General features: G+C 41.4%; 21 protein-coding genes and 1 tRNA gene. 9 read left to right on the forward strand and 13 right to left on the reverse strand.

Annotated elements, in window-relative coordinates; translation table 11 throughout:
- Positions 1–2: 2 nt before the first annotated feature.
- The 4 genes from CXF61_RS09995 to pyrC form a co-directional block, all read right to left on the reverse strand.
- Positions 3–78 (reverse strand) — tRNA-Glu (locus CXF61_RS09995).
- Between the two features lie 52 nt (positions 79–130).
- Positions 131–328 (reverse strand): hypothetical protein, encoded by a 198-nt coding sequence (locus CXF61_RS10000; protein WP_134292217.1) that lies wholly within the window; start codon positions 326–328, stop codon positions 131–133.
- A 281-nt stretch (positions 329–609) separates the two neighbouring features.
- Positions 610–1269 carry a ribonuclease T gene (rnt, locus tag CXF61_RS10005; protein WP_165598117.1) on the reverse strand — a complete coding sequence of 220 codons (660 nt, stop codon included), beginning with the start codon at positions 1267–1269 and terminating at the stop codon, positions 610–612.
- 293 nt (positions 1270–1562) lie between these two features.
- Positions 1563–2633, reverse strand: a complete 1071-nt coding sequence (pyrC, locus tag CXF61_RS10010) for a dihydroorotase (RefSeq protein WP_165598103.1) — start codon at positions 2631–2633, stop codon at positions 1563–1565.
- 335 nt (positions 2634–2968) lie between these two features.
- Between pyrC and CXF61_RS10015 the strand changes: the two genes are divergently transcribed.
- Positions 2969–4207 (forward strand): argininosuccinate synthase, encoded by a 1239-nt coding sequence (locus CXF61_RS10015; protein ID WP_057761167.1) that lies wholly within the window; start codon positions 2969–2971, stop codon positions 4205–4207.
- Between the two features lie 145 nt (positions 4208–4352).
- Here the strand turns inward: CXF61_RS10015 and CXF61_RS10020 are convergent, their stop codons facing one another.
- Positions 4353–5621: a hypothetical protein gene (locus tag CXF61_RS10020; protein WP_165598104.1), complete on the reverse strand. Its 1269-nt coding sequence runs from the start codon at positions 5619–5621 to the stop codon at positions 4353–4355.
- 140 nt (positions 5622–5761) lie between these two features.
- On the opposite strand from CXF61_RS10020, the gene CXF61_RS10025 reads away from it, so the two are divergent.
- A complete protein-coding gene (locus CXF61_RS10025) occupies positions 5762–6277 on the forward strand; it encodes a L,D-transpeptidase (protein ID WP_165598105.1) in 516 nt (171 codons plus the stop codon).
- 147 nt (positions 6278–6424) lie between these two features.
- Here CXF61_RS10025 and CXF61_RS10030 read toward each other — a convergent pair whose 3' ends face one another.
- On the reverse strand, positions 6425–8023 hold the full coding sequence (locus tag CXF61_RS10030; RefSeq protein ID WP_165598106.1) for a CYTH and CHAD domain-containing protein: 1599 nt from the start codon (positions 8021–8023) through the stop codon (positions 6425–6427).
- 153 nt (positions 8024–8176) lie between these two features.
- Positions 8177–9763: an isocitrate lyase gene (locus tag CXF61_RS10035; RefSeq protein WP_101206309.1), complete on the reverse strand. Its 1587-nt coding sequence runs from the start codon at positions 9761–9763 to the stop codon at positions 8177–8179.
- Positions 9764–10461: 698 nt separating this feature from the next.
- On the opposite strand from CXF61_RS10035, the gene CXF61_RS10040 reads away from it, so the two are divergent.
- Together CXF61_RS10040 and CXF61_RS10045 are read left to right on the forward strand one after the other, a co-directional pair.
- The gene (locus tag CXF61_RS10040) at positions 10462–11451 is read left to right on the forward strand and encodes a LysR family transcriptional regulator (RefSeq protein ID WP_057761159.1); all 990 of its coding nucleotides are present in this window, start codon (positions 10462–10464) and stop codon (positions 11449–11451) included.
- Positions 11452–11853: 402 nt separating this feature from the next.
- Complete coding sequence (locus CXF61_RS10045; protein WP_165598107.1) at positions 11854–13227, forward strand: NAD-dependent succinate-semialdehyde dehydrogenase; 1374 nt, start codon at positions 11854–11856, stop codon at positions 13225–13227.
- 171 nt (positions 13228–13398) lie between these two features.
- Here the strand turns inward: CXF61_RS10045 and purN are convergent, their stop codons facing one another.
- Complete coding sequence (purN, locus tag CXF61_RS10050) at positions 13399–14091, reverse strand: phosphoribosylglycinamide formyltransferase (protein ID WP_165598108.1); 693 nt, start codon at positions 14089–14091, stop codon at positions 13399–13401.
- Positions 14091–15152, reverse strand: a complete 1062-nt coding sequence (purM, locus tag CXF61_RS10055) for a phosphoribosylformylglycinamidine cyclo-ligase (RefSeq protein WP_101206312.1) — start codon at positions 15150–15152, stop codon at positions 14091–14093. Before purM ends, purN begins: the two co-directional genes overlap by 1 nt.
- Before the next feature lie 498 nt (positions 15153–15650).
- Between purM and CXF61_RS10060 the strand changes: the two genes are divergently transcribed.
- The 3 genes from CXF61_RS10060 to CXF61_RS10070 all read left to right on the forward strand — a co-directional run bounded on the left by CXF61_RS10060 (position 15651) and on the right by CXF61_RS10070 (position 18801).
- Positions 15651–16757, forward strand: a complete 1107-nt coding sequence (locus CXF61_RS10060) for an AI-2E family transporter (RefSeq protein WP_165598109.1) — start codon at positions 15651–15653, stop codon at positions 16755–16757.
- A gap of 328 nt (positions 16758–17085) precedes the next feature.
- Positions 17086–17889, forward strand: a complete 804-nt coding sequence (hda, locus tag CXF61_RS10065) for a DnaA regulatory inactivator Hda (RefSeq protein ID WP_165598110.1) — start codon at positions 17086–17088, stop codon at positions 17887–17889.
- A gap of 207 nt (positions 17890–18096) precedes the next feature.
- Positions 18097–18801, forward strand: a complete 705-nt coding sequence (locus CXF61_RS10070; RefSeq protein WP_165598111.1) for a DUF2057 family protein — start codon at positions 18097–18099, stop codon at positions 18799–18801.
- Positions 18802–18919: 118 nt separating this feature from the next.
- Here the strand turns inward: CXF61_RS10070 and CXF61_RS10075 are convergent, their stop codons facing one another.
- Positions 18920–19405 carry a Dps family protein gene (locus CXF61_RS10075; RefSeq protein WP_101206316.1) on the reverse strand — a complete coding sequence of 162 codons (486 nt, stop codon included), beginning with the start codon at positions 19403–19405 and terminating at the stop codon, positions 18920–18922.
- A gap of 271 nt (positions 19406–19676) precedes the next feature.
- Complete coding sequence (locus CXF61_RS10080) at positions 19677–20336, reverse strand: YcxB family protein (protein WP_165598112.1); 660 nt, start codon at positions 20334–20336, stop codon at positions 19677–19679.
- A gap of 497 nt (positions 20337–20833) precedes the next feature.
- On the opposite strand from CXF61_RS10080, the gene serS reads away from it, so the two are divergent.
- Both serS and tkt read left to right on the forward strand, forming a co-directional pair.
- A complete protein-coding gene (gene serS / locus CXF61_RS10085) occupies positions 20834–22120 on the forward strand; it encodes a serine--tRNA ligase (protein ID WP_165598113.1) in 1287 nt (428 codons plus the stop codon).
- A 295-nt stretch (positions 22121–22415) separates the two neighbouring features.
- Positions 22416–24413 (forward strand): transketolase, encoded by a 1998-nt coding sequence (tkt, locus tag CXF61_RS10090; RefSeq protein ID WP_165598114.1) that lies wholly within the window; start codon positions 22416–22418, stop codon positions 24411–24413.
- 88 nt (positions 24414–24501) lie between these two features.
- Here tkt and CXF61_RS10095 read toward each other — a convergent pair whose 3' ends face one another.
- Complete coding sequence (locus CXF61_RS10095) at positions 24502–25596, reverse strand: hypothetical protein (protein ID WP_165598115.1); 1095 nt, start codon at positions 25594–25596, stop codon at positions 24502–24504.
- The coding region (locus CXF61_RS10100) for an AAA family ATPase (RefSeq protein WP_165598116.1) at positions 25596–26562 on the reverse strand (967 nt) is incomplete at its 5' end. The genes CXF61_RS10100 and CXF61_RS10095, both read right to left, overlap by 1 nt.

The raw sequence follows: 26562 nt of genomic DNA on the forward strand, positions 1-26562 counted from the left end.
AGTGGCGTCCCCAGGGGGATTCGAACCCCCGTTACCGCCGTGAAAGGGCGGTGTCCTAGGCCTCTAGACGATGGGGACTAGTAACAACACTTCAACTGCTTTCACCATTTATGCTGAAGTGGTGCATATTTTAATAGCGACGGCGCTTCCTGTCAAGCCTTTTTCTACGTCTTTTTAAAATTAAATATCTTTTTTTAATTGCGCGACGAGGATGTAGGTCATTTCGCTTTAAATGATAGCGAATCCATAAAGAAGTACAGGCGCTAATCGTCAATGCGAGCAGCATATAGCCGAGAATGGTGCCCCATAACTTGAGCTGTGGATCCATAATAAAGTCCCTCCTATTAATCTTGATAGTGCTTGCTATCAAGACAGTGTGAGCAACTTAAACCATCTATAGGATATAACTGTATCGCTGAAGAGTGATATTTTATCATCAGACAGTTATTCATATCGAATAAAACAACCACATCTGTAATCACTAAAATAGTTCCGTCTATTTATTATGATATCAATCATATCCCTATTGATTGCCAAATCAAGATGTCAAAGTCATCAAGTATTACAAATAGCACTATTATGTATGATTGGCAATATAGGATATGTGACTTATTGACTGTCGCTATCAGCTGGCTCTTCTTTAGCCTCTTCATTATGCAGCGCATTGGCCAACATAGGGTAGTTATTTAGTATATGGCAAAATAGCTCAGCAGTCTTTTGAGTGTCATACAGAGCTGAGTGAGCATTCTTACCATCAAACTCTAACCCTGCTGCTTTACAAGCGCGTGCTAGGACGGTTTGACCAAAGGCTAATGCTGATAAGGTTACGGTATCGAATACTGAAAAGTTATGAAATGGATTGTGGTTTTTGCTATTGGTTCGTAGCACGGCTGCATTTAAAAAAGCCAAGTCAAAATGGGCATTGTGTCCAATTAAGACACATTGACGGCATTCTTCGTCACGGCGTACGTCTTTTAACCCTTTAAAAATGCGGCGTAAGGCTGTTTTTTCATCTTCAGCAATGGCTTTGCGCATTGGGTTTTTAGGGTCAATGCCGGTAAAGGCAAGCGCACTTGGCTCTAAGTTTGCGCCTTCAAAAGGCTCGATATGAGCGTTGAAAGCTTCACCTGGATAAAATACACCTTGCTCATTCAGTAAGACAGGAATACAGGCAATTTCTAATAGGGCATCGGTCTGGGCATTGAAGCCTGCTGTTTCCACGTCGACGACGACAGGCAAGAACTTACGAAAGCGGTCTTTTAAGGCCATAGGCGCTTGCTCATCATCTGTCGCTAAAGCTGCATCTTCAGCGGAAGTGCTTAGAGTCGCATCGAGACTAGCAGATTTAGGGTTTGATAAGTCTTCGTCAGGCAAGGTCGCTATGTTTTGATTGGTCATATAAAGTTAAATCACTTTTATCAGTCGTACTAATATATTGAATAAGAAATAAGCATCCTATGATACTAACTGCACCTTTAGTACAAAGAAATCTACTACAAAGGTATCATTAATATCATAGGATAAAATAATAGGTCTCTTTTGAATGCTCAGCTTTGCGGGCATTAAGCCTTAATTGACCAAGGTAGCGTCTCACCTGCCATCAAGGGCGTCAATGATGCACCATCAAAATAAGGATAGTCAGTCGGTACTTGCATAGGCGTGTTAACAAGCGTGATGGTGCTGTCATTTAGAGGTAGACCGTAGAACTGAGCACCAAAACGACTCGCAAAGCCCTCTAACTTATCTATTTTTCCAACATTATCAAAGGCGGTCGCATATAAAGGCAGCGCCGTGGCTGCACTATAGCAACCCGCGCAGCCACAAGCGGCTTCTTTTTTGTCTGTCGCATGGGGCGCAGAGTCAGTACCCAAGAAGAACTTTGGATTACCACTAGTAGCTACATCTAATAACACTTTTTGGTGGCTCTCACGCTTTAAGATAGGTAGGCAATAAAAATGCGGTTTGATGCCACCAACCAAGAGATGATTGCGGTTAAACATCAAGTGCTGCGGCGTAATAGTCGCGGCAACATGGTTACCTTGTGACAATACAAAATCTGCCGCATCGCTGGTAGTGATGTGCTCTACTACTATTTTCAATGTAGGGAATTTTACGATAATTTGTGCCAATACTTCGTCTAAGAAACGCTTTTCGCGATCAAAAATATCTACGTGGTCTTGGGTGACTTCGCCATGTATCAGTAGTGGTAAGTTGTGCTTTTCTAATGCTTCAAACACATCGACACAAGCGTTGATATTAGTGACGCCATCTGCGGAGTTGGTAGTTGCTCCAGCGGGATAGAGTTTGACAGCTTGTACGATACCTGACTCCGCTGCCAACTCAATATCTTGGGCAGTGGTGTTATCCGTTAAATATAGAGTCATACGTGGATCAAAAGCTGACTTGCGCTCAAGACTTAAATCACTTGCTGCTAATTGCTCCATGATACGTGCGCGATAGGCAATAGCCTCTTGTGCATTTTTGACTGGAGGTACGAGGTTAGGCATACAGATGACACGGTTAAAGCTGCTTGCTGCATGAGGTACGGTCGTGCTCAAAGCGAGATCGTCACGCAAATGAATATGCCAGTCATCTGGCTGAAGGATGGTCAATTCTCTAATCGAATCAGTCATAGTGTCAAAGCGCTCTATATCGTCAAATAAAGGAAACAAAAGGGAGTAATACTGTGGGTCTATCATAACAGATTTGCCCACTTGACTAAATATAAGGCTAGATATCTGTACATAATTCATCGAGCTAAGGTTAGTATCCTGTCATTAAATGATGTTTAAATTCTAGTGGCAAAAATGAGGTTGACTAGAATTTAAGTCAAAAGCGCACGCCTTATGGCAGTTAGACTTTTGCCCATAGTAAATATGATGTACACTGAGCAGGTAATTATCGTTCGACTTGCTTTCGATTTGATCGTCGCCTTTTCTAAAACTATATTTCATAATGGGAGTTATTCATGGCTCAACTTGATCCAAAAAATATCAATAAAATCGTCTTGGCTTATTCAGGTGGTCTTGATACCTCAATCATCGCCAAATGGCTACAAGAAACTTATGATGCGGAAGTAATTACCTTTACCGCTGATATCGGTCAAGGCGAAGAAGTTGAGCCAGCACGAGCCAAAGCTCAAGCAATGGGTATTAAGCATATTCATATCGAAGACTTGCGTGAAGAGTTCGCTCGTGATTATGTATTCCCTATGTTCCGTGCTAATGCCATTTACGAAGGTGAGTACTTGCTAGGTACTTCTATTGCTCGTCCATTGATTGCTAAGCGCTTGGTTGAGATTGCTAAAGAGCATAACGCCGATGCTATTAGCCATGGTGCGACTGGTAAAGGCAATGACCAAGTTCGTTTTGAGCTAGGTGCGGTCGCTTTGTCACCAGACGTAGTAACCATTGCTCCTTGGCGCGAGTGGGATCTATCAAGCCGTGAAAGCCTGATGAAGTATGCTGAAGAGCATGATATCGCCATTGATTATGCGGGCAACAAGAAAAAATCTCCTTACTCAATGGATGCAAACTTACTGCATATCTCTTATGAAGGCGGTGTCCTAGAAGAACCGTATACTGAAGCAGAAGATGACATGTGGCGCTGGTCTGTCAGCCCAGAAGAAGCACCTGATGAAGCGCAATATCTAGAACTAGAATACGAAAAAGGCGACATCGTTGCTATCGATGGTGAAGCACTTAAGCCTTATGAAGTCATGATTAAGTTGAACGAAATCGGCGGCAAACATGGTATCGGCCGTTTAGATATCGTTGAAAACCGTTACGTCGGCATGAAATCACGTGGTTGCTACGAGACGCCAGCGGGCACGATTATGCTAAAAGCGCATCGCGGTATCGAATCACTAACGCTTGATCGTGAAGCTGCCCATCTAAAAGATGAGCTAATGCCACGCTACGCAAAAATCATCTACAATGGCTATTGGTTCAGCCCTGAGCGTATGATGCTACAAGCATTGATTGACAAATCACAAGAATACGTCAACGGCACTGTACGTGTAAAACTGTATAAAGGTAGCGTGAGCGTCGTCGGCCGTAAATCTGACGATTCATTATTTGATGAAAAAATTGCCACTTTCGAAGATGATGCGGGCGCTTATGATCAAAAAGACGCAGAAGGCTTTATCCGTCTAAATGGCCTACGTTTAGCTATCGAAGCTAGCCGTGGTCGCGATTTATCTAAGTAAGTTTTTGGGCTACTGATAGCCAACTCTTAACTTAGATGGCACAACAAAAAAGAGACTCTATATTAATAGGGTCTCTTTTTTTATGGTTAATAAATGATTGCTAAAACCATCAATTTTAGAATAGCTGTCTTAATAGTAAAGATTTTTATTCAGCTTTTTCTGTCTCTACAACGTCAGATTCATCTTCGTCTACCATTACGATGGCCACATCTTGCTGTTGGCGCTCGTCAATAGCATCTTGTTCTAATACTTCTTCAGTTGCCAGGATAGCACCGTCAGATTTTTGCGATTGGTATTTCAAAGTAGCGAGTGCACCAAGGATACCAACGACAAGTATGATGATAAGAATGACAGGATTCTTCCATAGTGGTGTAGAAGCCTCGTATTCGATGGGCTTTTCACTAGTGGTGGTCGGTTTATTGTCATTATTGCCGCCGATTAGTCCCAAACTTACTAAAGGCGGTTTAGGTGGATTGGCTGGTTCAGAGTTAACGCGCAGTCGATTTCGACTGAGATAGATATCTGAGATTTTGGCTAATTGAAGCAGCCAACGTTGATGTGGTAAGGCAACGGCATGCATCTCCGTAAATACTAGCATATCGTTGTGACGACCCTGCTGTAGATTGTCAGGTGAACGCCCAATGGCTTTTAGATAATTGCCTGTTGCCATTTGCATATCTTGCACAGGTTCATAGTTTTCAGGTTTGAATCCGGACAGTTCATACCAGTAAGGATCAAAAGAAGGTGGAATGCTTGATAACTGCTCAGCATTTAGTAACGTACGCTCCGCATTACTCTCTGAGTTATTCTCTATCGCTTCAACAGCTTCAGTAGTTGATTCGAGCAAGTCACTATTGCTTTCTGTTTCAGCAGACAAGGTATGCGCATGCTCTGGGCTAAATCGTGCCACTGATAAAAACTGTGGTTGTAGCGCAAACCATTTATTGATCTCATCACTGTCTAGTTGACTGTATTCTGTCAGGATAGCCAATTCACGCAGTACAATCACGCACAATGAGGTGAGTAGAGTTTGAGCCTGCTGCGTCGTTGCATCAATCTTCTCAGCGATATGTTCGCTTGCCTTTATGACACGGGCATTATCGCTAAATACAGCATCTGCTGCATCGTGACGATGGTAGAGTGTGGCGCTAATGGTGGCAAAGTTCATTGAGTTATACTGTCGTAACTCTTTGACAGCACCACGACCAAACAGCTTTTTGCTGACTGCTTGTCCCTGATGACGCTGCTGATAGGCGAGCAATGCACTTACGATGGCTTGTAGACTGGCATCCATCCCTAAGCGAGCTTGCGGTAGAGAGAGCTGTGCCGCATCGGCCAAAAGTGACAGCATAGGCTGGGTATCATGATATAAAAAATCATACATCGACACACGTGTCGGTGAAATAGTCGTCATAATCTGCTAGCATCAAAAAGTGTGCCCCTATATTACGGTGCCAAATGTCTTGATACAATCCCTTGATAATAGAAATTTTCAATCATTTTACTAATAACCTTGATAGTAATCTGATGAATGACTGATAGTCGGAAGCATTTATGACCAATAATAAGACGCTTGATAAACAACTCATGATTAATATCGCTGAGCAAACATTAACGATGTACCAGCAGCAGACTGAGGTTGCGAGATACGTAGTCTCCACTGCAAAGAATGGTATTGGTAGTCAGCAGGATAGTGGTTGCACGCCGCTCGGTAGGCATGTCATTGAACAGAAAATAGGTGGTAGTGAGCCTATGAATGCGGTATTTGTCGGGCGTGTGCCGACAAGTGAGATATACGATACCAATCTTGGTGAGCTACATCCCAAGCGTGACTGGATATTGAGCCGTATTCTTTGGTTAAGCGGTCTTGAAGAAGGGTTAAACAAAGGTAGCAATGGCCAAGGTGGTTGTGATACTTATGAGCGCTATATCTATATTCACGGTACACCAGATACTGAACCAATGAGTATTCCGCTATCACATGGCTGTATCCGTATGCGTAATGAAGATATTGTAGAATTATTTGAGCAAGTAGAAGAGGGTACGCCTGTTACGATTGTGGCTAATTAGGACATGTTGCACATTTAGCCATGGCGCTGACAGAAGCTATTTAAACACAATAAAAAAAGACAGCTAGTTATATAACAAGCTGTCTTTTTTATGGAGTGGTTTTACTTTATGAAAGCAGTATCCGTCATAAACATAATATTCCTACTTCTACCAAAACGTTGAGCTATCTGCAAATTTTGCTAAACGTGCATCAATATGACTCTGGTCATCAGTCAGTATGGCCGTAAACCAACCCGTACCATATAAAGCATTAGTATCTGTTTTTGATTTCAATTCATAAAACTGCTGATATTGATTATCATCGTTCAGTTGTTCTAATGCTTTTTGTGCTTTTATCAGACGCTTTAACCAACGTTTCGTTTTCTTTTTAGCTTTTTTCTTACTTAGTAAAGGCGTAGAAAATTCACTGATGTAACGCAAATCTCTTAACTGATTGAGCAGCTCGTTTTCAGGTTGGTCATTATCAGCAACATCTGTGCTTACATTTATGTCATCGTTCACAAACTCGGTATTACTTACTTCAACACTTACTTCGTCAGCTTTCTTATTTGTTTTAATACATTTTTTATATTGTTTAGAGAGGACTTCCGCTAGCTTATCGCGGGCAAGCTGATCAGTCTGAGGTTCAATGCTAGGGTCGCTCATAGTAAAGGCAATCAACTCTAACAGCGTTATCTGAAAGTCATTGGCTTGCAGCGTATTGATAGGTGTGATTTTGATATTTTCGATATTTGCTGTCCAATCGACGGCAGGGGCTCCGAGTGCCTGTAGCTCAGGTTCGATATAGGTATTGATATGAGTGAGTTGGTAATAATTGTCCAGCAACGACGAGGTTTGCTTTAGTATCGGCAGCCATTCAGGGTTGATCTCATCAGAGAATTCAGCAAATGCTTTCAACGCAGTACGCAAGCGATCAATACCAATCCGTAATTGTAAAATATGATCGTCATCTTTGCTACCAGCGACGATAGCACTGCTGTTTGGTAATATCTGCAATAAGCAATTATGTACGACTGCACGTATAAAAGCAGGTGCACTACTGTCTTTGTCTATTTGCAATTGACTTAGGCTTGCGTTGACCGCTGGACTGTGACTTTGTCCGTTAATAAGTAAGCCGCCGTTTTCAGCTTTGGTAACGGTAGATAGACACAGCTTATAGCGCTTGCACCATGTTTTGGCAGTCGTAAATAGAAAATCTAAATCTCCTGACACCAATTCAAATTCTATCTCTTGAATAGCTTTGCGTAGCGAGTCATCAGTACCATGAATAATCTCTCCCTGATCATAAGCCATTTCGATACAGTTATCGGTTTCATTCTCATTACTTTCTGTTAGCAACCGCGTAGTGCGCTCGACGTCAGTCACATAAAGTCGTGTTAGCGTCTTTGCTAGCTTTTTGAGTTTAAAATCAGCCAATGCTGCAGCGATTGGAGTGTCTTCATATATCGTTAAATCAGGCATCAGCTCATTATTATTGAGCATTATTTGTACTTGCTCATTATCGAGTACGGCATTGTGCTCCAAGCGTGCCGCGATACCATCACCACCAGCTTTAATGGTTTGTACCCATGTATCGCCTTCTTTGCGAATACGCAGACCGATACCTGCCTGTGCAAGCTGTTGGTCAGGCGTATCGTAATAGTGTGCAGCCAGTTGTGTCACTTGTGAGGATTTAACGTGCGTTTGACGCATTAATCCCTTCAGTCGTGACTCTGGTACCAAAAACTTCAGCTCTATCTCTTGCATATTAGCTCCTAATAATTCTGACTGATGGCTCTGATCGATGGTTTTGATAAACTATTATTAGTCTACCATTCTCTGATTATTTAAACCGCAATAAAAAACCGCCCTACATGATGTAGGACGGTTTTTTGATAAATACTGCTAGTCTGTCGGTTATTAGAACTGGTTCATCGTGTTCTTGCCGCCGCCAGCTTTCAGAGCGTTATCGCCTGAGAAGATTTCTTTGTGGTCATCGCCAAGGTCAGAACCAGCCATTGCTTGGTGCTTAACACAAGAGATACCTTCGCGGATTTCTTTACGCTGTACGCCAGCTGCATAAGCAAGCATGCCTTCTTCACCGAAGTAACCTTTAGCAAGTTCATGAACGCTAAGAGCAGTCGTGTGGTAAGTCGGTAGCGTGATTAAGTGATGGAATACACCAGCTTCACGTGACGCATCACGTTGGAAGTTCTTAGCGGCTACGTCAGCGGCTGCATCAAGTTCAGTACCGTCGTAATCAGCACTCATCAAGTCATCTTTATTGTATGCAGAGATGTCTTTGCCTTCTTCTTCCCACTGAGCGATAACTTGCTTACGGAAGTTAAGCGTCCAGTTGAATGATGGGCTGTTGTTGTATACAAGCTTGGCTTTAGGCTGTTGCTCTTTGATACGGTCAACCATCATTTTGATGTGTTCTACGTCTGGAGTCGGTGTTTCGATCCATAGTAGGTCAGCGCCGTTTTCTAGAGCAGTTACGCAGTCAAGTACAACACGGTCAATGTTAGTCTCTTCACGGAACTGATATAGACCGTTAGGTAGACGAACTGGGCGTACTAGTTTGCCATTGTGCTTAAGTAGGCTGTCATTTTCTTGAGCATTTTCTAGCGTTACTTCTTCCATTTCGATGAAATCGATGTATTTAGAAGCAAGGTCACCTGGCTCATTTGATACTGGAATTTTTTGCGTTAGTGAGGCGCCTTCAGAGTCAGTACGAGCAACGATAACGCCGTCTTCAACACCAAGCTCTAGGAATGCATAACGGATAGCGTTTAGCTTAGAGATGAAGTCTTCATGTGGAACCGTTACTTTACCAGCCTGGTGACCACATTGCTTAGCATCAGATACTTGGTTTTCAACCTGAATGGCACAAGCACCAGCTTCGATCATTTGCTTAGTCAATAGGTAAGTAGCTTCTTCGTTACCGAAACCTGCATCGATATCAGCGATGATTGGCACAACATGTGAATCAAAGTTTTCGATTTTTTCTAAGATAGCTGAAGTATCTTGGCCAGCTTCTTCAGCAGCGTTTAGCTCACGGAAGTAGTCGTTCAACACTTTAGCATCTGCTTGACGTAAGAACGTGTAGATTTCTTCGATTAGCTTAGGTACTGACGTTTTTTCGTGCATAGATTGGTCAGGTAGTGGACCAAACTCAGAGCGTAGGGCTGCAACCATCCAACCTGAAAGATAGATATAAGTTTTAGAAGTCGTACCGAAATATTTTTTCTTAGCGTACATAGTTTGCTGTGCAACAAAACCATGCCATGCACCTAAAGACTGCGTATACTGAGACGTATCATTGTCATAATCTTCCATGTCTTGACGCATGATTTTTGCAGTATATTTTGCGATATCCAAACCCGTTTTGAAACGGTTTTGTGACATCATACGTGCAGCATCAACTTCGCTAATGTTCTGCCAGTTGCCGTGCTTTTGCTTTAATTCACGTACTAAGTCGATCGCTGATTTATATGCAGTTGACATCTATAGTCTCCTTGGTGGGGTGTAAAAACAAATAAGTTAATTGTTAAAATAATGGGTCTGTCGTTTTACTAAAATCCGCTTTACTAAAACCTTTGTGCTAAAAAGTAATATACAAAATTTGGTCTATCATTTATCTGTCGAAGCTCTATTTACCCTAAACAAACCGCTAGGCTATTACAAGAAATTTGCTGAACTCAACAGTTGAAAATAATTGCTGGTTTATAAATATTTATCGATTCTCACTATATATCTAAAAGGTATCTGAATACTTAATAGGCAGTGATGTCATAATTGGTAGCAAGAGATGTTACAATAATGAGGTCAATTAACCGTATTTAACGACTGATAAAAACCATTAATATATTACTTAGCGACAATATTTAATTAGATAAAAACAGCTTATGAACCTAACGTTCGTCCTCTATGCTGCAAATCCTTTATAGAACTCACTATAACCACCTTACCAAGATTTATCTAATTTATGATAGTTATCTTTGGTATTTCTGTATGATATAATGTTTATATAACAGGGTCTTACGATAGGTTTAATGAGTTATAATGCAGGTCTATCAGAAAAAACTAGAACGAAATTAGTAAAAAATAATGAAATTATGCTGTTACAGCGCACAAATCACCGTAGCAGCACTACAAATGCCAGCCTTAATATGGCGTTTATTCAAAAGCCAAGAGAACCGAATATGAATTTGCAGCGGGTTGATTTAAATTTATTAGTCCATCTAGATGTGTTGCTACGAGAAAAAAACGTCACTCGCGCAGCCGAGCAGCTTGGGATTACTCAGCCTGCTATGAGTAATATCTTGCGCCGTTTGCGTAAGCTGTTTAATGACCCATTATTGGTACGCTCATCTGAGGGTATGACGCCGACTGAACGCGCCCTTGAATTACAGCCGCGTATCCGCGAGATACTTGCTGACTTGACTCAAGTGTTGGAGCCGCGTACTGAATTCCGCCCTTATAGTACCTCTCGTGTGTTCCGTATCATGACATCGGATTATGCCGAAGCGACCCTAGTACCTAAGCTAGTAAAAGCACTACGTTCTGAAGCGCCTAATGTGATTTTGGACTTTTTGACTCCATCAGACGTCTCTTATCGAGATATGGAGCAGGGACGAGTTGATTTAGCGATTAACCGTTTTAACGAGATACCTCAAAGCTTTCATCAGGTTCTAGTATGGCGTGATACTTTTAGTTGCCTATTATCTTCTGACAGTCCTTATGCCAATCGTTTTAATCTGAAAAACTACCTTAAAGCACAGCACGTTTGGGTATCTAAAACAGGGATGGGCGTGGGCTTTGGGGTCAATCCAGAAAAATCTGGTGGACTAGGATCTATCGATCAAGCCCTGCAGCGCCTTGGGCAAAAACGCCAAATCAGTGTCTTTACTCGACATTATCAAATGCCTGCTATGCTTGCAGCAAATAAAGATTTGATAGCGACTTTGCCTACGCGTGTGGCAAGAATGCAGGCAAATAACGACAGCATTATGATGGAAGATCCGCCGTTTTTTATTCCTGAGTTTGAGCTTACGATGGCATGGTCACCTCTATTGCAGCATCACCCAGCCCATCGTTGGTTACGTCAGTTAATTATGCATGTGGCACGACAAGTCGTTGCTGAAGAAGAAAATCCACCACAAGAGATACCGGTTATTAATCATTTGTTTTGATTGGTTTGTGTGAGTTGAATCTATCTTTTATTAGAGCGGAATATTCCTGATTATCTGAATTTTTTATAAAAGTATTTCTCTTTAGATCCCACTCTATATAGTTATTAGACCAGCCACTAGGCTGGTTTTTTGTGTTCTAGCGTTTAATAGTTAGTATGTAATATTCAGTTATACTTAATAAGTTAGTCACACTATTAACATCTTCAACACACTTCACAATATATTGTAAAACTCTTCATCAAATAGCTTGTTAAGATAACGGCAGATAGAAAACGAGCTACCAATAGATTGTGCTATCGACGTAAATTTAATAATTAAAACTGTCACAGCAGAATAATTACAAGTGACAGTAAACCCGACTATAAATCCAAAATATAAATTCGAATAATAAGGACAGTAACTATGTCAGACATTACTACTATTAACCCAACCACGGGCGAAGAAATCAGTAACTACAATTATATGAGCAACGACGAAGTCAACAAGATTGTCGATGCTTCACATAACGCATTTTTAGAATGGCGTACAGTGAGTCACGAAGAGCGCGGTCGTGTCATCAAATCTATCGGTGATAAGCTGATGGAATATAAAGAAGAGCTGGCTAAGCTGATGACTGAAGAGCGCGGTAAGTTATATAGCCAGAGCATACAAGAGATTGATCTTTGCAAAGCTATCTGTGATTACACTGCTGAAAACGGCGTTGCTTCTTTGGCTGATGATGTACGTGATATCGAAAGCATGAAAAAAGGACTAGTGACGTATCAACCTATCGGTATCATCTACGGCATGCAGCCTTGGAACTTCCCAGCGTATCAGGTATTCCGTTATACCATCGCAAACTTGATGGCGGGTAACAGTGTTCTGCTAAAACACGCATCTAACGTCACAGGTTCTGGTCTATTAATTGAAAAAATTCTTCACGAGTCTGAATTGCCAAGTGATTTGTTCCGTACGATTATCATCGATCATGATCAATCAGAAGCATTGATTGGCAATGACAAAGTACGCGGCGTGACATTGACAGGTAGTGACAAAGCAGGTGTAATCGTTGGACAGCAAGCAGCTAAAGCAATTAAGAAAGCTGTATTAGAGCTAGGTTCAAACGATGCATTTATCGTACTAGAAGATGCTGACATCGAAACTGCTGTAGAAACTTGTACTCAAGCACGTTTAATTAATAACGGTGAAACTTGTGTAGCGGCCAAACGCTTTATCGTAGTCGATAGCGTATATGATGAGTTCCGTAAGCGTATCGTTGAGAAATTTGAAGGTACCAAAGCGGGTGACCCAATGGATGACAGCTCAGATATCGGTCCATTAGCACGTGCAGATTTACGTGAGCAGCTACATGAGCAAGTAGAACAAAGTGTGGCTAAAGGTGCAACGATTGCTGTTGGCGGTAAGGTACCTGAAGGTAAAGGTAGCTTCTATCCAGCAACTATTCTAGAGAATGTTGAGAAAGGTCAGCCTGCATATGATGACGAACTATTTGGCCCTGTCGCTTCATTGATTCGTGCCAAAGATGAAGATGACGCAATGCGCATCGCTAACGACAGTCGTTATGGTCTAGGTGGCGCGATTTTCTCAAAAGACGAAGAGAAAGCTGTTCGTCTAGCACGTGAGCAATTCGATACAGGTATGGTCTATATTAATGGTTATGGTCTTGCCAATCCTGCACTGCCATTTGGTGGCGTGAAAAACTCAGGCTATGGCCGTGAGCATGGCGGTTTTGGTATCAAAGAGTTTGTCAACATTAAAGCGGTTCACGTATTCTAAGAATGAACTGATTAGACAAATTAGCTAAATAGATAACTAGTTACGATTTTAAATGATAGTAAATAATAAATAGTTATCAAATAAAAAAGCCCAGTTACTCATTACGAGTAGCTGGGCTTTTTATTGCGCTATATAAAGTGGTATTAAAAGCAGCTTAATGAGCTGAGATTTTTATCCGTCTATAAGCAATTGCAAAGGTAACGTCGGTAGGTAAGTTTCCGTTTGCGATGGTGTATTATTTGCTTCAAGTGATAATACGTTTTTTGCTAGTAGTAAAATCGTCCAAGGCAGCAATTGATGTTCAAGTTTCTGTACCCGTGACTGTAAGCTCTCTGCAGTGTCGTTAATATCGACATTCAATACAGCTTGAGTCAATACCTGACCCGCATCAAGCTCCGCTGTGACTTTATGAATACTACAACCGTGACGACGTTCACCAGACTGTATGACTCGTTTGTGAGTATCTAAACCCTTATAAACCGGAAGTAGAGAAGGGTGAAGATTAATCATGGGCGCTGGTACATTATCGATAAATGAGCCACTTAATACACGCATAAACCCAGCCAAGACGATCAAGTCAGGTTGCCATGCTATTAGCTGCTCATTGGCATGGGTTTCAAATGTTTTAATGCCCATACGCTTACCACTAGCAACGTGTGACAATACTGCAACTGGAATATTGGCATCTTTAGCACGTGTCAATGCATAAGCGTCTTCACGGTTACTAATGACACCAACGATTTCAATTGGTAATGCGCCTGCTTGCATGGCATTGATTAATACTTGCAGGTTGCTACCACTTCCTGAGACTAGAACAGCAATACGTAATGGTTTGATAGGCTGGCTTGCGTTATCAATTGACATTAACGGTACACCACTGCATCCGCCTGGTCATCAGTGCTGCGTTTGACCATTTCACCTAGTTGCCAAGCTGTCTCGCCTGCATCAGTCAAGGTCTGGATAGCAGCTTCTGCTTTGTCTTTTGGCATAACGATGACAAAACCAACGCCGCAGTTAAAGGTACGGTACATCTCGCTCTGCGCGATATTACCTTGAGTCTGTAGCCAAGTGAATAGCTCTGAGAACTGCCAGCTATTGGTATCGATGCTAGCCGCTAGGTTATCAGGTAGTACACGTGGTAAGTTGTCCGTTAGACCACCACCTGTGATGTGTGACATCGCATGTAAGGCTGAACTACCAAGCGTATCTTGTAATGCCTTGATTGCTTTTACATAGATACGGGTAGGAGCCATTAGAGCGTCTTGAATAGGCTGGCCGTCTAGTTGCTCATCGCTACTCGTAACGTCCACACCGCTAACTTCGATGACTTTACGAACCAATGAGTAGCCATTTGAGTGCGCGCCACTTGAGGCAAGTGCAATCAGTACATCGCCTTCTGCGACATTTTCACCAGTGACAACTTCTGCTTCTTCAACCACGCCTACACAAAATCCAGCTAGATCGTAATCGTCGTCTTGATACATGCCCGGCATTTCAGCAGTTTCACCACCGATAAGCGCACAGTTAGCAAGTTTACAACCATCACCAATACCAGTTACGACAGTCGCCGCTACATCGACATCCAGCTTGCCAGTTGCATAATAGTCTAAGAAGAATAATGGCTCTGCGCCGCAAACCAATAAATCATTAACGCACATCGCGACCAAATCAATACCAATCGTGTCATGACGGTTCAGCTGTAGCGCCAGTTTTAGTTTGGTGCCGACGCCATCAGTGCCAGAAACCAATAATGGTGAGGTATAACCTGTTGGGATACGGCACAACGCACCAAAACCGCCAAGTCCACCCACGACTTCAGGACGAGTAGTGGCTTTGGCAACGGACTTGATTCGCTGAACCAAAGCATCGCCTGCATCGATATCAACACCGGCATCTTTGTAGCTTAAAGAAGGCTTGTCACTCATAGTCATCTCACAGTTGGGGATAGATAATTGGGATTAGAAGGTAAAGTAATTGAGCACGCAAAAATCAGCGTTATAAAGTTCAAAAGCAAAGTTTAAAGACAGTGCGCGCATTATACCCAAAAACAGACCGTACTCGCAAAGCAACTTGCCAATATTTGACTAAGATTTGCATTAAGTGGCAAATAAGCCGTTAAGAAACAAAAAATGACTGATTTTTTGTTGTACTCTGCGATAATAGAACGCTAAATTTATTGTCAATAATGACCTTAATACAAGTTCAAATGTAATTGACAGAATAAAAACGACTAAACATAAATTTATTAAGAATCAGGCTTTTTAGGAACGTTGATACGTCTCAGTTTAGCTAGCTAAAACTAATGAGAAAAAAGCAATTCGCCTAGTGATACATCGTGATGGCTGTAGTTATATCATTTAGAAATCGCTATTACTGACTCCCTGTCACTTTTTTAACCTCGTCCAACTATAGGATTACTTGCCATGATGAACCAACCAATAGATCCTTTTTTTCGGCGTTTATTTATTGTCGTGGCGTTAGTGGTGGCTGTGTTTCTCTTGTATTTAATGATGCCCGTCATCGTGCCTTTCGTTTTTGCCTTTATGCTGGCTTACCTATTTAATCCTCTAGTCAAGCGCCTATCGAAATACATTAAGCGCTGGGTCGCGATTATTATTGTCTACTCGACGATTACTCTGGGGATGGCGTTATTATTATGGTGGTTAGTACCGACACTATGGCATCAGCTGCAAGCGGCGTGGGATTATTTGCCAAAGATATTTAATTGGTATAACCAAGTCGTGCGAGAGTGGTTCAATAGTAATACTCGTATCAAACTGCCTGAACTAGAGTCGAAAGAATTTTCCGATACCCTCGTCGATTATATGCAAACGAACTATAAGTTCGCTGATGCTAGCACCATGATGAGCCAAATACTGACCTCAAGTATGAACTTCATCAATAATGCAGGTCTGATTGTATTAGTGCCTATTTTGACCTTTTACTTCCTATTTAATTGGGATCAGCGTTTGCATAACTGGAAAATGGCGATACCAGGTGCTTACTGTCAAAAAGTGACTGAAATAGCTAAGGAGTGTGATCTGGCCTTGATGGCATTTATCAAAGGTCAATTGCTGGTGATGGTGTTGCTAGGCGCTATTTATGCTGTACAGTTGCAGCTTATTGGATTAGAGCTTGGGCTTATCATTGGTATGGTAGCAGGCATTGCCAGTTTTGTACCGTACTTAGGGTTTGGTATTGGTTTTATCGCGGCTATTATCGCCTGCCTATTTCAGTTCGGATTGGACTGGACGTATTTGTCATTGGTCGCAGGGGCGTTCTTGATTGGACAAGCTGCAGAAGGTTATATCCTACAACCATTGCTGTTAGGTGATAAGATTGGTCTATCGCCATTATGGGTCATATTTGCCGTATTGGCTGGTGCCAGTCTATTAGGTTTTGTCGGTATGCTAATCGCCTTACCAGTGTCCGCTGTCTTAAATGTCCTGTTCCGCCATTTATACAACTACTATCGAACCACTGACTTTTATAAAGGCCGTAAACAACTGGCACTGTTTGAAAAAAGATAATTATCTTATTATTGAATACACTAGATAAAGATTGATATGTAATATTAGGGTATGAACGCAATGATTGATAAGGCTTAATGGGTAAAAGACTTGTCAGTCATTTTGTAAATATGTTATATATAGGCGCAGTGTTGATAGTATCAACCGTTTTGGTACCAGTTTTGCTAACGTTGTTTTCGACAAAGTGACTGACCTATTTTTGCAAAGACTATAGGGCCATTACTTACAGCTGTATCGGCTAGTATTGACAGTAATGAATACAGCTCAACGTAACCTATCTTTTTTATTATATTTTTTCATTGCACTACGCAACACGAGTTGATGATTCATGGCAGAAGCACAGCTAAGTCTCAATCTGGACATTAAGCATGATGCAAGTCTCAGCGACTTTGCCGGTCCCGGTTGGATGTCGATTATTGATGCAGTACGGCAGTTACATGTCGGCCTGATCGGTCAACTATATCTGTTTGGTAGCCCTGCTACAGGTAAGTCCCATTTGCTGTCCGCTATTTGTGAGTCATTTATCGAAATGGACAAATCGGCTATCTGTTTGTCCCTTAATGAGCTGATTCATACAGATGTCCACGTACTATCATCTTTAGAAAACTTTGATTTGATTGCCATCGATGATTTGGAAGTGCTTGAGCAAAGCAGTCAGTGGCAAGAAGCTTTATTTCACCTGATCAATCGTAGCCGAGAAGGACAGCGCCAGTTATTATTTGCCGCCAATAAACCAGCCGACGACTTACCATTCCAATTAAGAGATTTAATGACGCGTTTGGCACAGGCACCTACTTTTAAAGTGCCTACTGGTCATGATTTGGCAGACAGACAAGCATTATTACAGTCTATTTTGCGTCGGCGTGGATGGCAGTTTGACGATCGAATTATTGATCACTTACTGACCGATGGACCGCATCGTATCGGTGCGATGATGGAAGTACTTAATTATATTCAACCAATGTTTTCTAACCTTGGTCGCAGTAATATCTCAAAAGCAGTCATAAGTGATGCTTTGCGTACCATCGATGAGCAGACGCTTGCCGCGGAGCTGGCGGATATCGCTCAAGAGGCGCAAGTAGATAACGACACGCCTGATCAAGACCAACATACGATGCCACTTGATTTTTAGCAGCAAGACTCTTAGCAGCAAGACTCTTAGCAGCAAGACTCTTAGCAGCAAGACTCTTAGCAGCAAGACTCTTAGCAGCAAGACTCTTAGCAGCAAGACTCTTAGCAGCAAGACTCTTAGCAGCAAGACTTTTAGCAGCAAAAAATGAATAGCCGTAAGAATACGAATCTTTTGTCCAACTCGCTTTTACTATTAATGGAATAACTTATGAAATCGAATGCTTCTTTGCTAAAAAAATTAACGATAGGTACGTTATTGGTAGGTGCTGCCTCGGTCTCTATGTTGTCACAGGCAGCAGTGACCCTACAGGTTGATGACCATATCAAAGTAACCGCTATTAATGGGCAGGAAATTCAGCAGAGCGCTTTTCAGCCGCTGCAGAAAACATTTACGTTACAGCCTGGACAACATGCTATTACTGCTAAGTATGACCGTTTATATAACTTGCGTCGTGATGAGCATGATTATTTGCGTTCAGGTAATGTCAGTGTGACGGCACAATTGGCCGACAATCAAACATATCGTTTGACTATGCCTAATCAACCAGAAGATTATGAAGCTGCTAGAGAATATGCCAAGCAGCCTACGCTCGCTGTGCAACAAAACAATACTGTCATTGCTAGCCAGCAAAGTATGGCCGGTAACCAAGGTGGTCTATTTTCAGGCCTTGGTAAAGCGCTGGGCGGCGTGTTCGGCGGTGCAGGTGATGCAGAGTTACAGAACCAACGTGCTATCGCCTCTTTAGATCAACCCGTAGTAAATTCTACTAGTAACGTCAACACTGGCACGACCACTGTTAAGCAAGCATCTAGCGTAAATACTTCTACCAGTACGTTAGATACGTTTATGCAAGTATGGCTACAAGCTACGCCTGCTGAACGTGAAAAAATGCGTCAATGGATCGAAAAATAAAACAGTCTTTTCTAAAAGATAGACAATAAAAAAGCACCTAATTAGGTGCTTTTTTATTATTTAGGATTTGATAATCATTAGAATTAGTAAGGTCAAGCCGAATAAAAACTAACGACTATTAACCCAAAAACGCGTTATACATCCATACCAGTTTTTCTTGCTCTTGTACGTAAGCATCGATTAGGTCAGCTGAACCTTGGTCTTCGCTCTCTTCTGCTAACGCTGATACTTGACGCTGTTCTGCAATTAACGCTTGTAAGCCAGTGACTACGCCTTTGACGCAGCTTGTGCCATCTTTAACATTTTTATCTTCACTGATGCTAGTATGTTGTGTGAAATCACTATAAGCGTGAAGTGGTGTACCACCCAAAGTTAAGATACGCTCAGCGATTTCATCGATTTGAAGTTGTAGTGATGTATACAGCTCTTCAAATTGTGGATGCAAAGTAAAGAAATGCTCACCCTTTACATTCCAATGATAGCCACGTACGTTTAAATAAAACACGTGATACGTCGATAGTAGATTGTTTAACTTGGCGATGACTTCGCTCATGTCTGCCTTTTCTAGACCGATCTGGTTAGTAGCATTATTAGAATTACTCATAGTGTTGTCCTTATAGTGTGAGTGTAGTTATATGATAATAAATAAAGAAGAATAAAGACTCTAATCAATTGAAATACAGCGAAAATACTTTAGTTTTTATCTGTACCTATCAATATAAACTCTATCTCTATCTCTTCCTTTGACGCTTATAATAATAGCAAACTATTATTAATAAGTTAAATATAATAAATGCAATTTTACGATTGGTTTTATAAAACTATAATTGAGTCTCTCTATCGTTTTTCTAAACGATAGAGATAGCTAATAGCCATTATGCTGGCGGCTGCAAGTTTTCAGGATTTAAGCCTTTGACCGGAACGACTTCTTGTAAATGTTGACGTACCGTATCGATAGGAAACTTCTGTGCTTGCAAGCGTTTCGGTACGATTTGGCTACCTTGCTGACCTTTTAGCTCAAACATCATAAAGATATAGTCATCAGTCTCGTCCCAACTCTTGATAGAGGTCCAAGGAATAACCGCTTGTTGAGTCGCGCCCGCACGCATTTGCATACCGCGCATTTGCGAGTTTTTCATCATATCAGGCTGGTTGCTTGGCATCGCCATGACTAGACCATGCTTTTGCACACCCAACTTCATCTGGCGCATTTCATCTGGCATCTCTTGGTCAGCGACTTGTTTGTCAAACTCTCTTTTTACGTACCATTTAAAACCTAAAGTACGTGCCAATAGATAAATCACCACACCAACCAGCATTAACCAAAAGATAATGGTTGAATAGCCTGTTACAAAGATAAGTCCTGCAATAGCAAGTACCACAACCACTGCCATGATGATCCACTCTTTGGTCTTAAAGCTTGATAAACCAAAAGACGGGCTGGCACTGGCAAACAGTTCATACTGTGCTTGGTGGAATTCAGCCTCAGTTAGGTTTAAGGCGACAGGTTGGAGCGTGTAGGGGTACAAGGCCATAAAGGTTTCTCAAATACTTATATTAAAAGCGTTGGATTAAAACTGCCAAAGCGAAGCAGCAATGCTGTACTTGGCTAGAAGTGAATAAAGGTATGCGCTTATCTTACCGAAAAGTACTCCTAAATGAAACATATAAGCAAGACTGTTCACGGATAGATGCCATATTAATGACGTAGTTCACGCTCTATACTCAGCTTATTTAGACTAGACGACAGCAAAAGTGAAAATTAGAATCAGAATAACTTGTGATAAGCGATTAGCATAATGAACAAAACCTAGTGAGAGTCAGCCAAAAACAGGGAAAAGTAGCCAAAGATATCCAAAACATGGTCAAATCTGCCGTGTCTTGGTATTATAGCGTCTACAAGATATGTTGATATAAAACATAACGTCATAGCCAGTTATCACAAAGACTGTGATAGCGATACGCTAGGCAATTACCTTATTAATAATACTTTTAAACCTTTTACTCACCTTTAGTGTTACAGGCAACTATTATGATTGATCCGAAACTCTTACGCGGCGATTTAAGCGACCTACAACAGCAGCTAGCCACCCGTGGTTATGAGCTTGATATGGAGTTCTGGCAGACGATTGAAAACGAGCGCAAGTCTCTACAAGTCAAAACCGAAGAGTTGCAATCGCGCCGTAATGCTGGTGCAAAGCAAGTAGGTGCCCTAAAAAAATCAGGCGAAGATGCCAGTGAGCTATTGGCTGAGATGCAAAGCGTTAGCGGTGAGATTAAAGCTGCGGAAGATGAGCTACGTACTCTGCAGGAGCGTATCACTCAAGCAGCCTTGCAAATTCCAAATATTCCGGCGGCGGATGTACCAGTCGGTACGTCAGAAGACGATAACGTAGAAGTGCGCAAATGGGGCACGCCGCGTGAGTTTGATTTTGAAATTCAAGATCATACGCATATCGGTGAGACGCTTGGTATGCTGGACTTTGAGGCAGCGACCAAATTGACTGGTAGCCGTTTTAACGTGTTAAAAGGACAATTGGCGCAATTGCATCGTGCACTAATTCAATTTATGTTGAACACGCACACGATGAAGTACGGCTATCTTGAGACCTATGTGCCTTATATCGTTAATAGCGATAGCTTAAAAGGCACGGGTCAGTTGCCTAAGTTTGAAGATGATTTGTTTAAGCTAAGCAATCACACCAATAATGATGAAATGGATTTTTACCTTATTCCAACCGCTGAAGTGCCAATGACCAACTTGGTACGCGGCGAACGTTTGGATATTAAAGAGCTACCGCTAAAATTCACCGCCCATACGCCATGTTTCCGTAGTGAAGCTGGCTCACACGGGCGTGATACTCGCGGCTTGATTCGTCAGCATCAGTTTGAAAAAGTGGAAATGGTCAATGTCGGTACTAGCGATCAGTCCGATGACCTATTAGAAGCGATGACAGGACAGGCTGAATATATTTTGCAGCAGCTGAACTTGCCATACCGCACGGTACAGCTATGTACTGGCGATATGGGTTTTGCTGCACAAAAGACTTATGACATCGAAGTATGGTTACCAAGCCAAGATACTTATCGTGAAATCTCTAGCTGCTCTAACTGTGGTGACTTCCAAGCGCGCCGTATGGGTACTCGTGTCAAAGATGGCAAGCAAACCAGCTTAGCTCATACTTTGAACGGTTCAGGTTTGGCGGTTGGTCGTACGCTACTAGCAGTGATGGAAAATCATCAAAACGCTGACGGCAGCATTACGATTCCAGAAGTATTACGTCCGTTTATGGGCGGTGCTGAGACTATTTCAGTTTAATAAATTGACTATAAGTAATGAGCTGCTTGTCACTTAGGTCACTCGCAGCTTATTATTTATAACTTAAATCAAAGTCCGTCATTGCTTATCGTTTAACAAAACTGATGTGAGTCATTGCTAAATATAAACGGTCTTGTCACCGCATTTTTGGCTAGGCTCATAGCAAATATGTTAATATTGCATTTTTATTTTATAGCCTATCCATTGAGGACGCCTGTCGCGTTTTTGATGGATTATCCTCTGAGTAAACTCTCCTCTTATCTTTATACGACTCATTCGAATATTAGGACACTCTATGCCAGCTCCAATTAGCGAACGTAAACTAGCCAATGCCATCCGTGTACTGTCGTTTGACGCAGTTCAAAAAGCCAACTCTGGACATCCGGGTGCGCCAATGGGCATGGCTGATATTGCCGAAGTTTTGTGGCGCAAATTTTTGAAGCACAATCCAGCTGATCCTAATTGGCACAACCGTGACCGCTTTGTCTTATCGAACGGTCATGGCTCAATGCTTATTTACTCATTGCTGCATTTATCTGGTTATGATTTGAGCATCGATGACCTGAAAGGTTTCCGTCAGCTGCATTCAAAAACCCCAGGGCACCCTGAACTTGGCTACACGCCTGGTGTAGAAACGACGACTGGTCCGCTAGGACAAGGTATTGCTAATGCCGTTGGTTTTGCAATCGCAGAAAAGACGCTAGCCGCACAGTTCAACCGTGACGGTCATAACGTTGTCGATCATCATACCTATGCGTTCTTGGGCGATGGCTGCTTGATGGAAGGTATCAGTCATGAAGTTTGCTCACTGGCTGGCACGTTGGCGCTTGGCAAGTTAGTATTCTTCTATGACGACAATGGCATTTCAATCGACGGTAATGTCGAAGGCTGGTTCACTGATGATACCGAAGCTCGTTTTGAGTCATACGGCTGGCAAGTGATCAAAGTTGACGGTCATGATACTGATGCAATCACGCAAGCGACTGAGCAAGCGATTGCAGAGACTGCTAAGCCAAGTTTAATCATTTGTAAAACGACTATCGGTGCTGGTAGCCCGAACAAGCAAGGTCTAGCGGCCAGTCATGGTGCACCACTTGGTGATGACGAAATCGCCTTGACGCGTGATGCGCTGTCTTGGAAACATGCGCCGTTTGAATTAGCTGATGAAATCTATGAAGCGTGGGATGCTAAAGCCAAAGGTGATGTGCAGCAAAAGAACTGGGAGGCCGATTTTGCTGCTTATGAAAAAGCCTATCCAGAGTTTGCAGCAGAACTATCACGCCGTCTAAATGGTGAATTGCCAGCTGACTTTGCTAGCCAAGCGCAAGCCTATATTCAGCAAACGCAAGAAGCGGGCGGTGATGTCGCTAGTCGTAAAGCGAGTCAAAATGCTATCAACAGCTTGCAGCCATTGTTGCCAGAACTACTTGGCGGCTCAGCAGACTTAGCTGGTTCGAACCTTACGCTATTCAAAGGTGCTAAAGGTATTGAGAAAGATGCTGATGGCAACTACATCTATTATGGCGTACGTGAGTTCGGTATGACTGCGATTGCCAATGGTATTGCACTACACGGCGGCTTTATCCCTTACGTAGCGACGTTCCTAATGTTTATGGAGTACGCACGTAACGCGGTACGCATGGGCGCACTCATGAAGCAGCGCGTCATCCATGTCTATACACATGACTCTATCGGTCTGGGTGAAGACGGCCCAACGCATCAGCCAGTTGAACAATTGACTAGCCTACGTACCACGCCAAACCTACGTACATGGCGTCCGTGTGATGCGACTGAATCTGCAAGCGCTTGGGTAGAAGCAATCAAGTCTGAAAACAACCCATCAGCGTTGATCTTTAGCCGTCAGAGTCTGCCACACCAAGCACGTGATAGCGAGCAAGTAGCGAACATTACCAAAGGTGGCTATGTACTGGCAAAAGAACAAGGCGAGCTACAAGCCATCATCATCGCTACTGGTTCAGAAGTCGGTCTTGCGATGGAAGCGTATGAGGCGTTGAGCGCAAACGGTGTTGGTGTCCGTGTAGTGTCTATGCCATGTGCAGAGATTTTCGTTGAGCAAGATGCTAGCTATCGTGAAGCGGTATTGCCTGCCAATATCCGTGCTCGCGTCGCAGTCGAAGCGGCACATGTAGATTACTGGTATAAGTTCGTTGGTTTAGATGGCAAAGTCATCGGTATGACCACTTATGGTGAATCTGCTCCAGCTAGCGATCTATATAAAGAGTTTGGTATCACGACTGATGCTGTGATCGAAGCGGTAAATAGTTTGGTGTAATAGACCTAACTGAGTTAGTGTTTAAAAAAAGAGCTACTAGAGAAATCTGGTGGCTTTTTTTTTGTATGTTAACTTACTTAATAATATGTTATGAAGCTCTCGAAATAGAAGAAACTGGAACGCAGCCCCAAGCCATCATGAGTTCTCCAATATTTCTCCAATGCGATATAACTTCCGGCTCAATTTGTAACCTTCTTAAATTTGATTTGCTCAGATCGGCTACAACTCGCTTGAGCATATTATCTCCGAACCCTATCATTTTAGGACAACTATTGCAGCTATAGCATGCACTATCCTTGAAACATTCTCTATTAGAAAAACGACTAATATTTGATAGAGCAGGCAACCAGAAGTTGCCATGATCATTATCAATGTTAATCACATTTTCTAAATTCAAACCTTCTTTATGATCAAAATATTGTCTAAACTGAGGATAATATGTATTTAAAGATTTTATTTCTTCAAATGTATCTACTTGATCATTACTTGAAAGGGTGTTTTCAATTGCTTTCAATGGTATCAAACTTTCAATTTCTCTGACATCAATAACATGGGCTAAACTTTTGCCGTTATAACTTCTATCTGAAATTGTAAAAACTGACGAAGTAGAGCCTTCACCCTTATTTGGATGGGATTTATCATTATCAGTAATACATAATACGATTTTACCTTCACTAACTAAATTATCAAAAATAGGCTTTGACTGACTACCACCACCATTGTTAAATTTGAAGTTAACTTCTAGATTAGTTGATGAAAGATACTTAGCGTAATACTTAGCTATTAAGGAATAAAAATCAAAATCTAATTTACCTTCGGTCACAAGATTAACTGGACTAATATTCTCAGGGTCGCAAAAGAAATCATAACCTATTCTTATAATCCACTGATCAATTTTACGAATACATTGCACTCCTGTAAAATCGAAATCAACTATGCTGTAAACAGCTAACTTCTCTACAATAGCACCATATTCTCGCCTTTGCTTTTCAATGTCTATAACAAAATTTTTGGTAGAAGCACTATAAATATCGGAATATTTAACGTCACTAATAGTGTTTCTATCAAGAAAAACTATGTTTTTTCTTAGGCCATTTGTATGAATTAGGTTTTCCAGTGCTCTTAGTTTATCTAAATGATTAAGGTATATGTTAGGGGAGCAGTTCTCAATTTTGAATAGCATTATCTTCGTCCTGAAAAAAAGCCAATCGGCCATTCTTCTAAAAACCCATCATTATTAAAATGAGAAAATTTTATATTTGTAGTACTACTATTAAACTCCTTCGCAAAAAGAACGATATTGACATCTTGAGCTTCTAAATCTCCATCTTCAATGCAATCGCCTAAAGTATCTATCATAGTGTTACTATGAGTCTCAAATATAATTTTAAGTGATATGTTTTTTTCTTTTGCTGCATTTATTACTAATACAAACATTTTAGCTAACTTGGCTTGATATTCAGGATGCAAATGTAGCTCAGGCTGTTCAATTGCAAATATAATACTTATATTACGTATTCTAGATCCGTTTTTAGGTTTTGAAGTTTCCATCCAAATTGATGCAACAATAGGTAGGATTTGAGAAAAACCAAAACCCATATCATTTATATTATATTCTTTGGGATCGTCTTCTGTTTGAATTTGTAGGGCATAATGAAGTCCTAATTCTTCTACTCGAACTTTAAAGCCAAAATTTTCACTTGTCCACTGAGCAAATCTCTCATTTTCTTTAGTAGAAAAAGACCTTAGTAACATAGCTAAATTGGAACCAGTATGATCTATTTCTTTGACCTGTAAGTCTTGATGTCTATAATATCTTTCTGCTGTAGCGCGAAGAGGAGCTATATATTTAACATTACTAAAGGTTCTTTCCATCTCTTGGTTTAAAGTGGATAATAAGCTGCTTATATTTGCAGATAAAGTTAATCCATAGACAGTCTCACAAATGATCCTTTCTTTTTTTTCTAAATTTCTTATAAAAGTTTTATTACCTTTGAAAACTTTTTCTAATACGTCTTTAATTTCGCTACGTTCATTTACTCCAATTCGAGCAATGCCGTTTTTAATTGTAGATTCGCTTGTGTTCCCTTGAAAATACTTTTTTAATTCTATATATAACTTTTCAGAAAAATATCTGTACATTCCATTT

Origin of the sequence: Psychrobacter sp. 4Dc, from assembly GCF_002836715.1 — a bacterium.
GTDB lineage: Bacteria > Pseudomonadota > Gammaproteobacteria > Pseudomonadales > Moraxellaceae > Psychrobacter.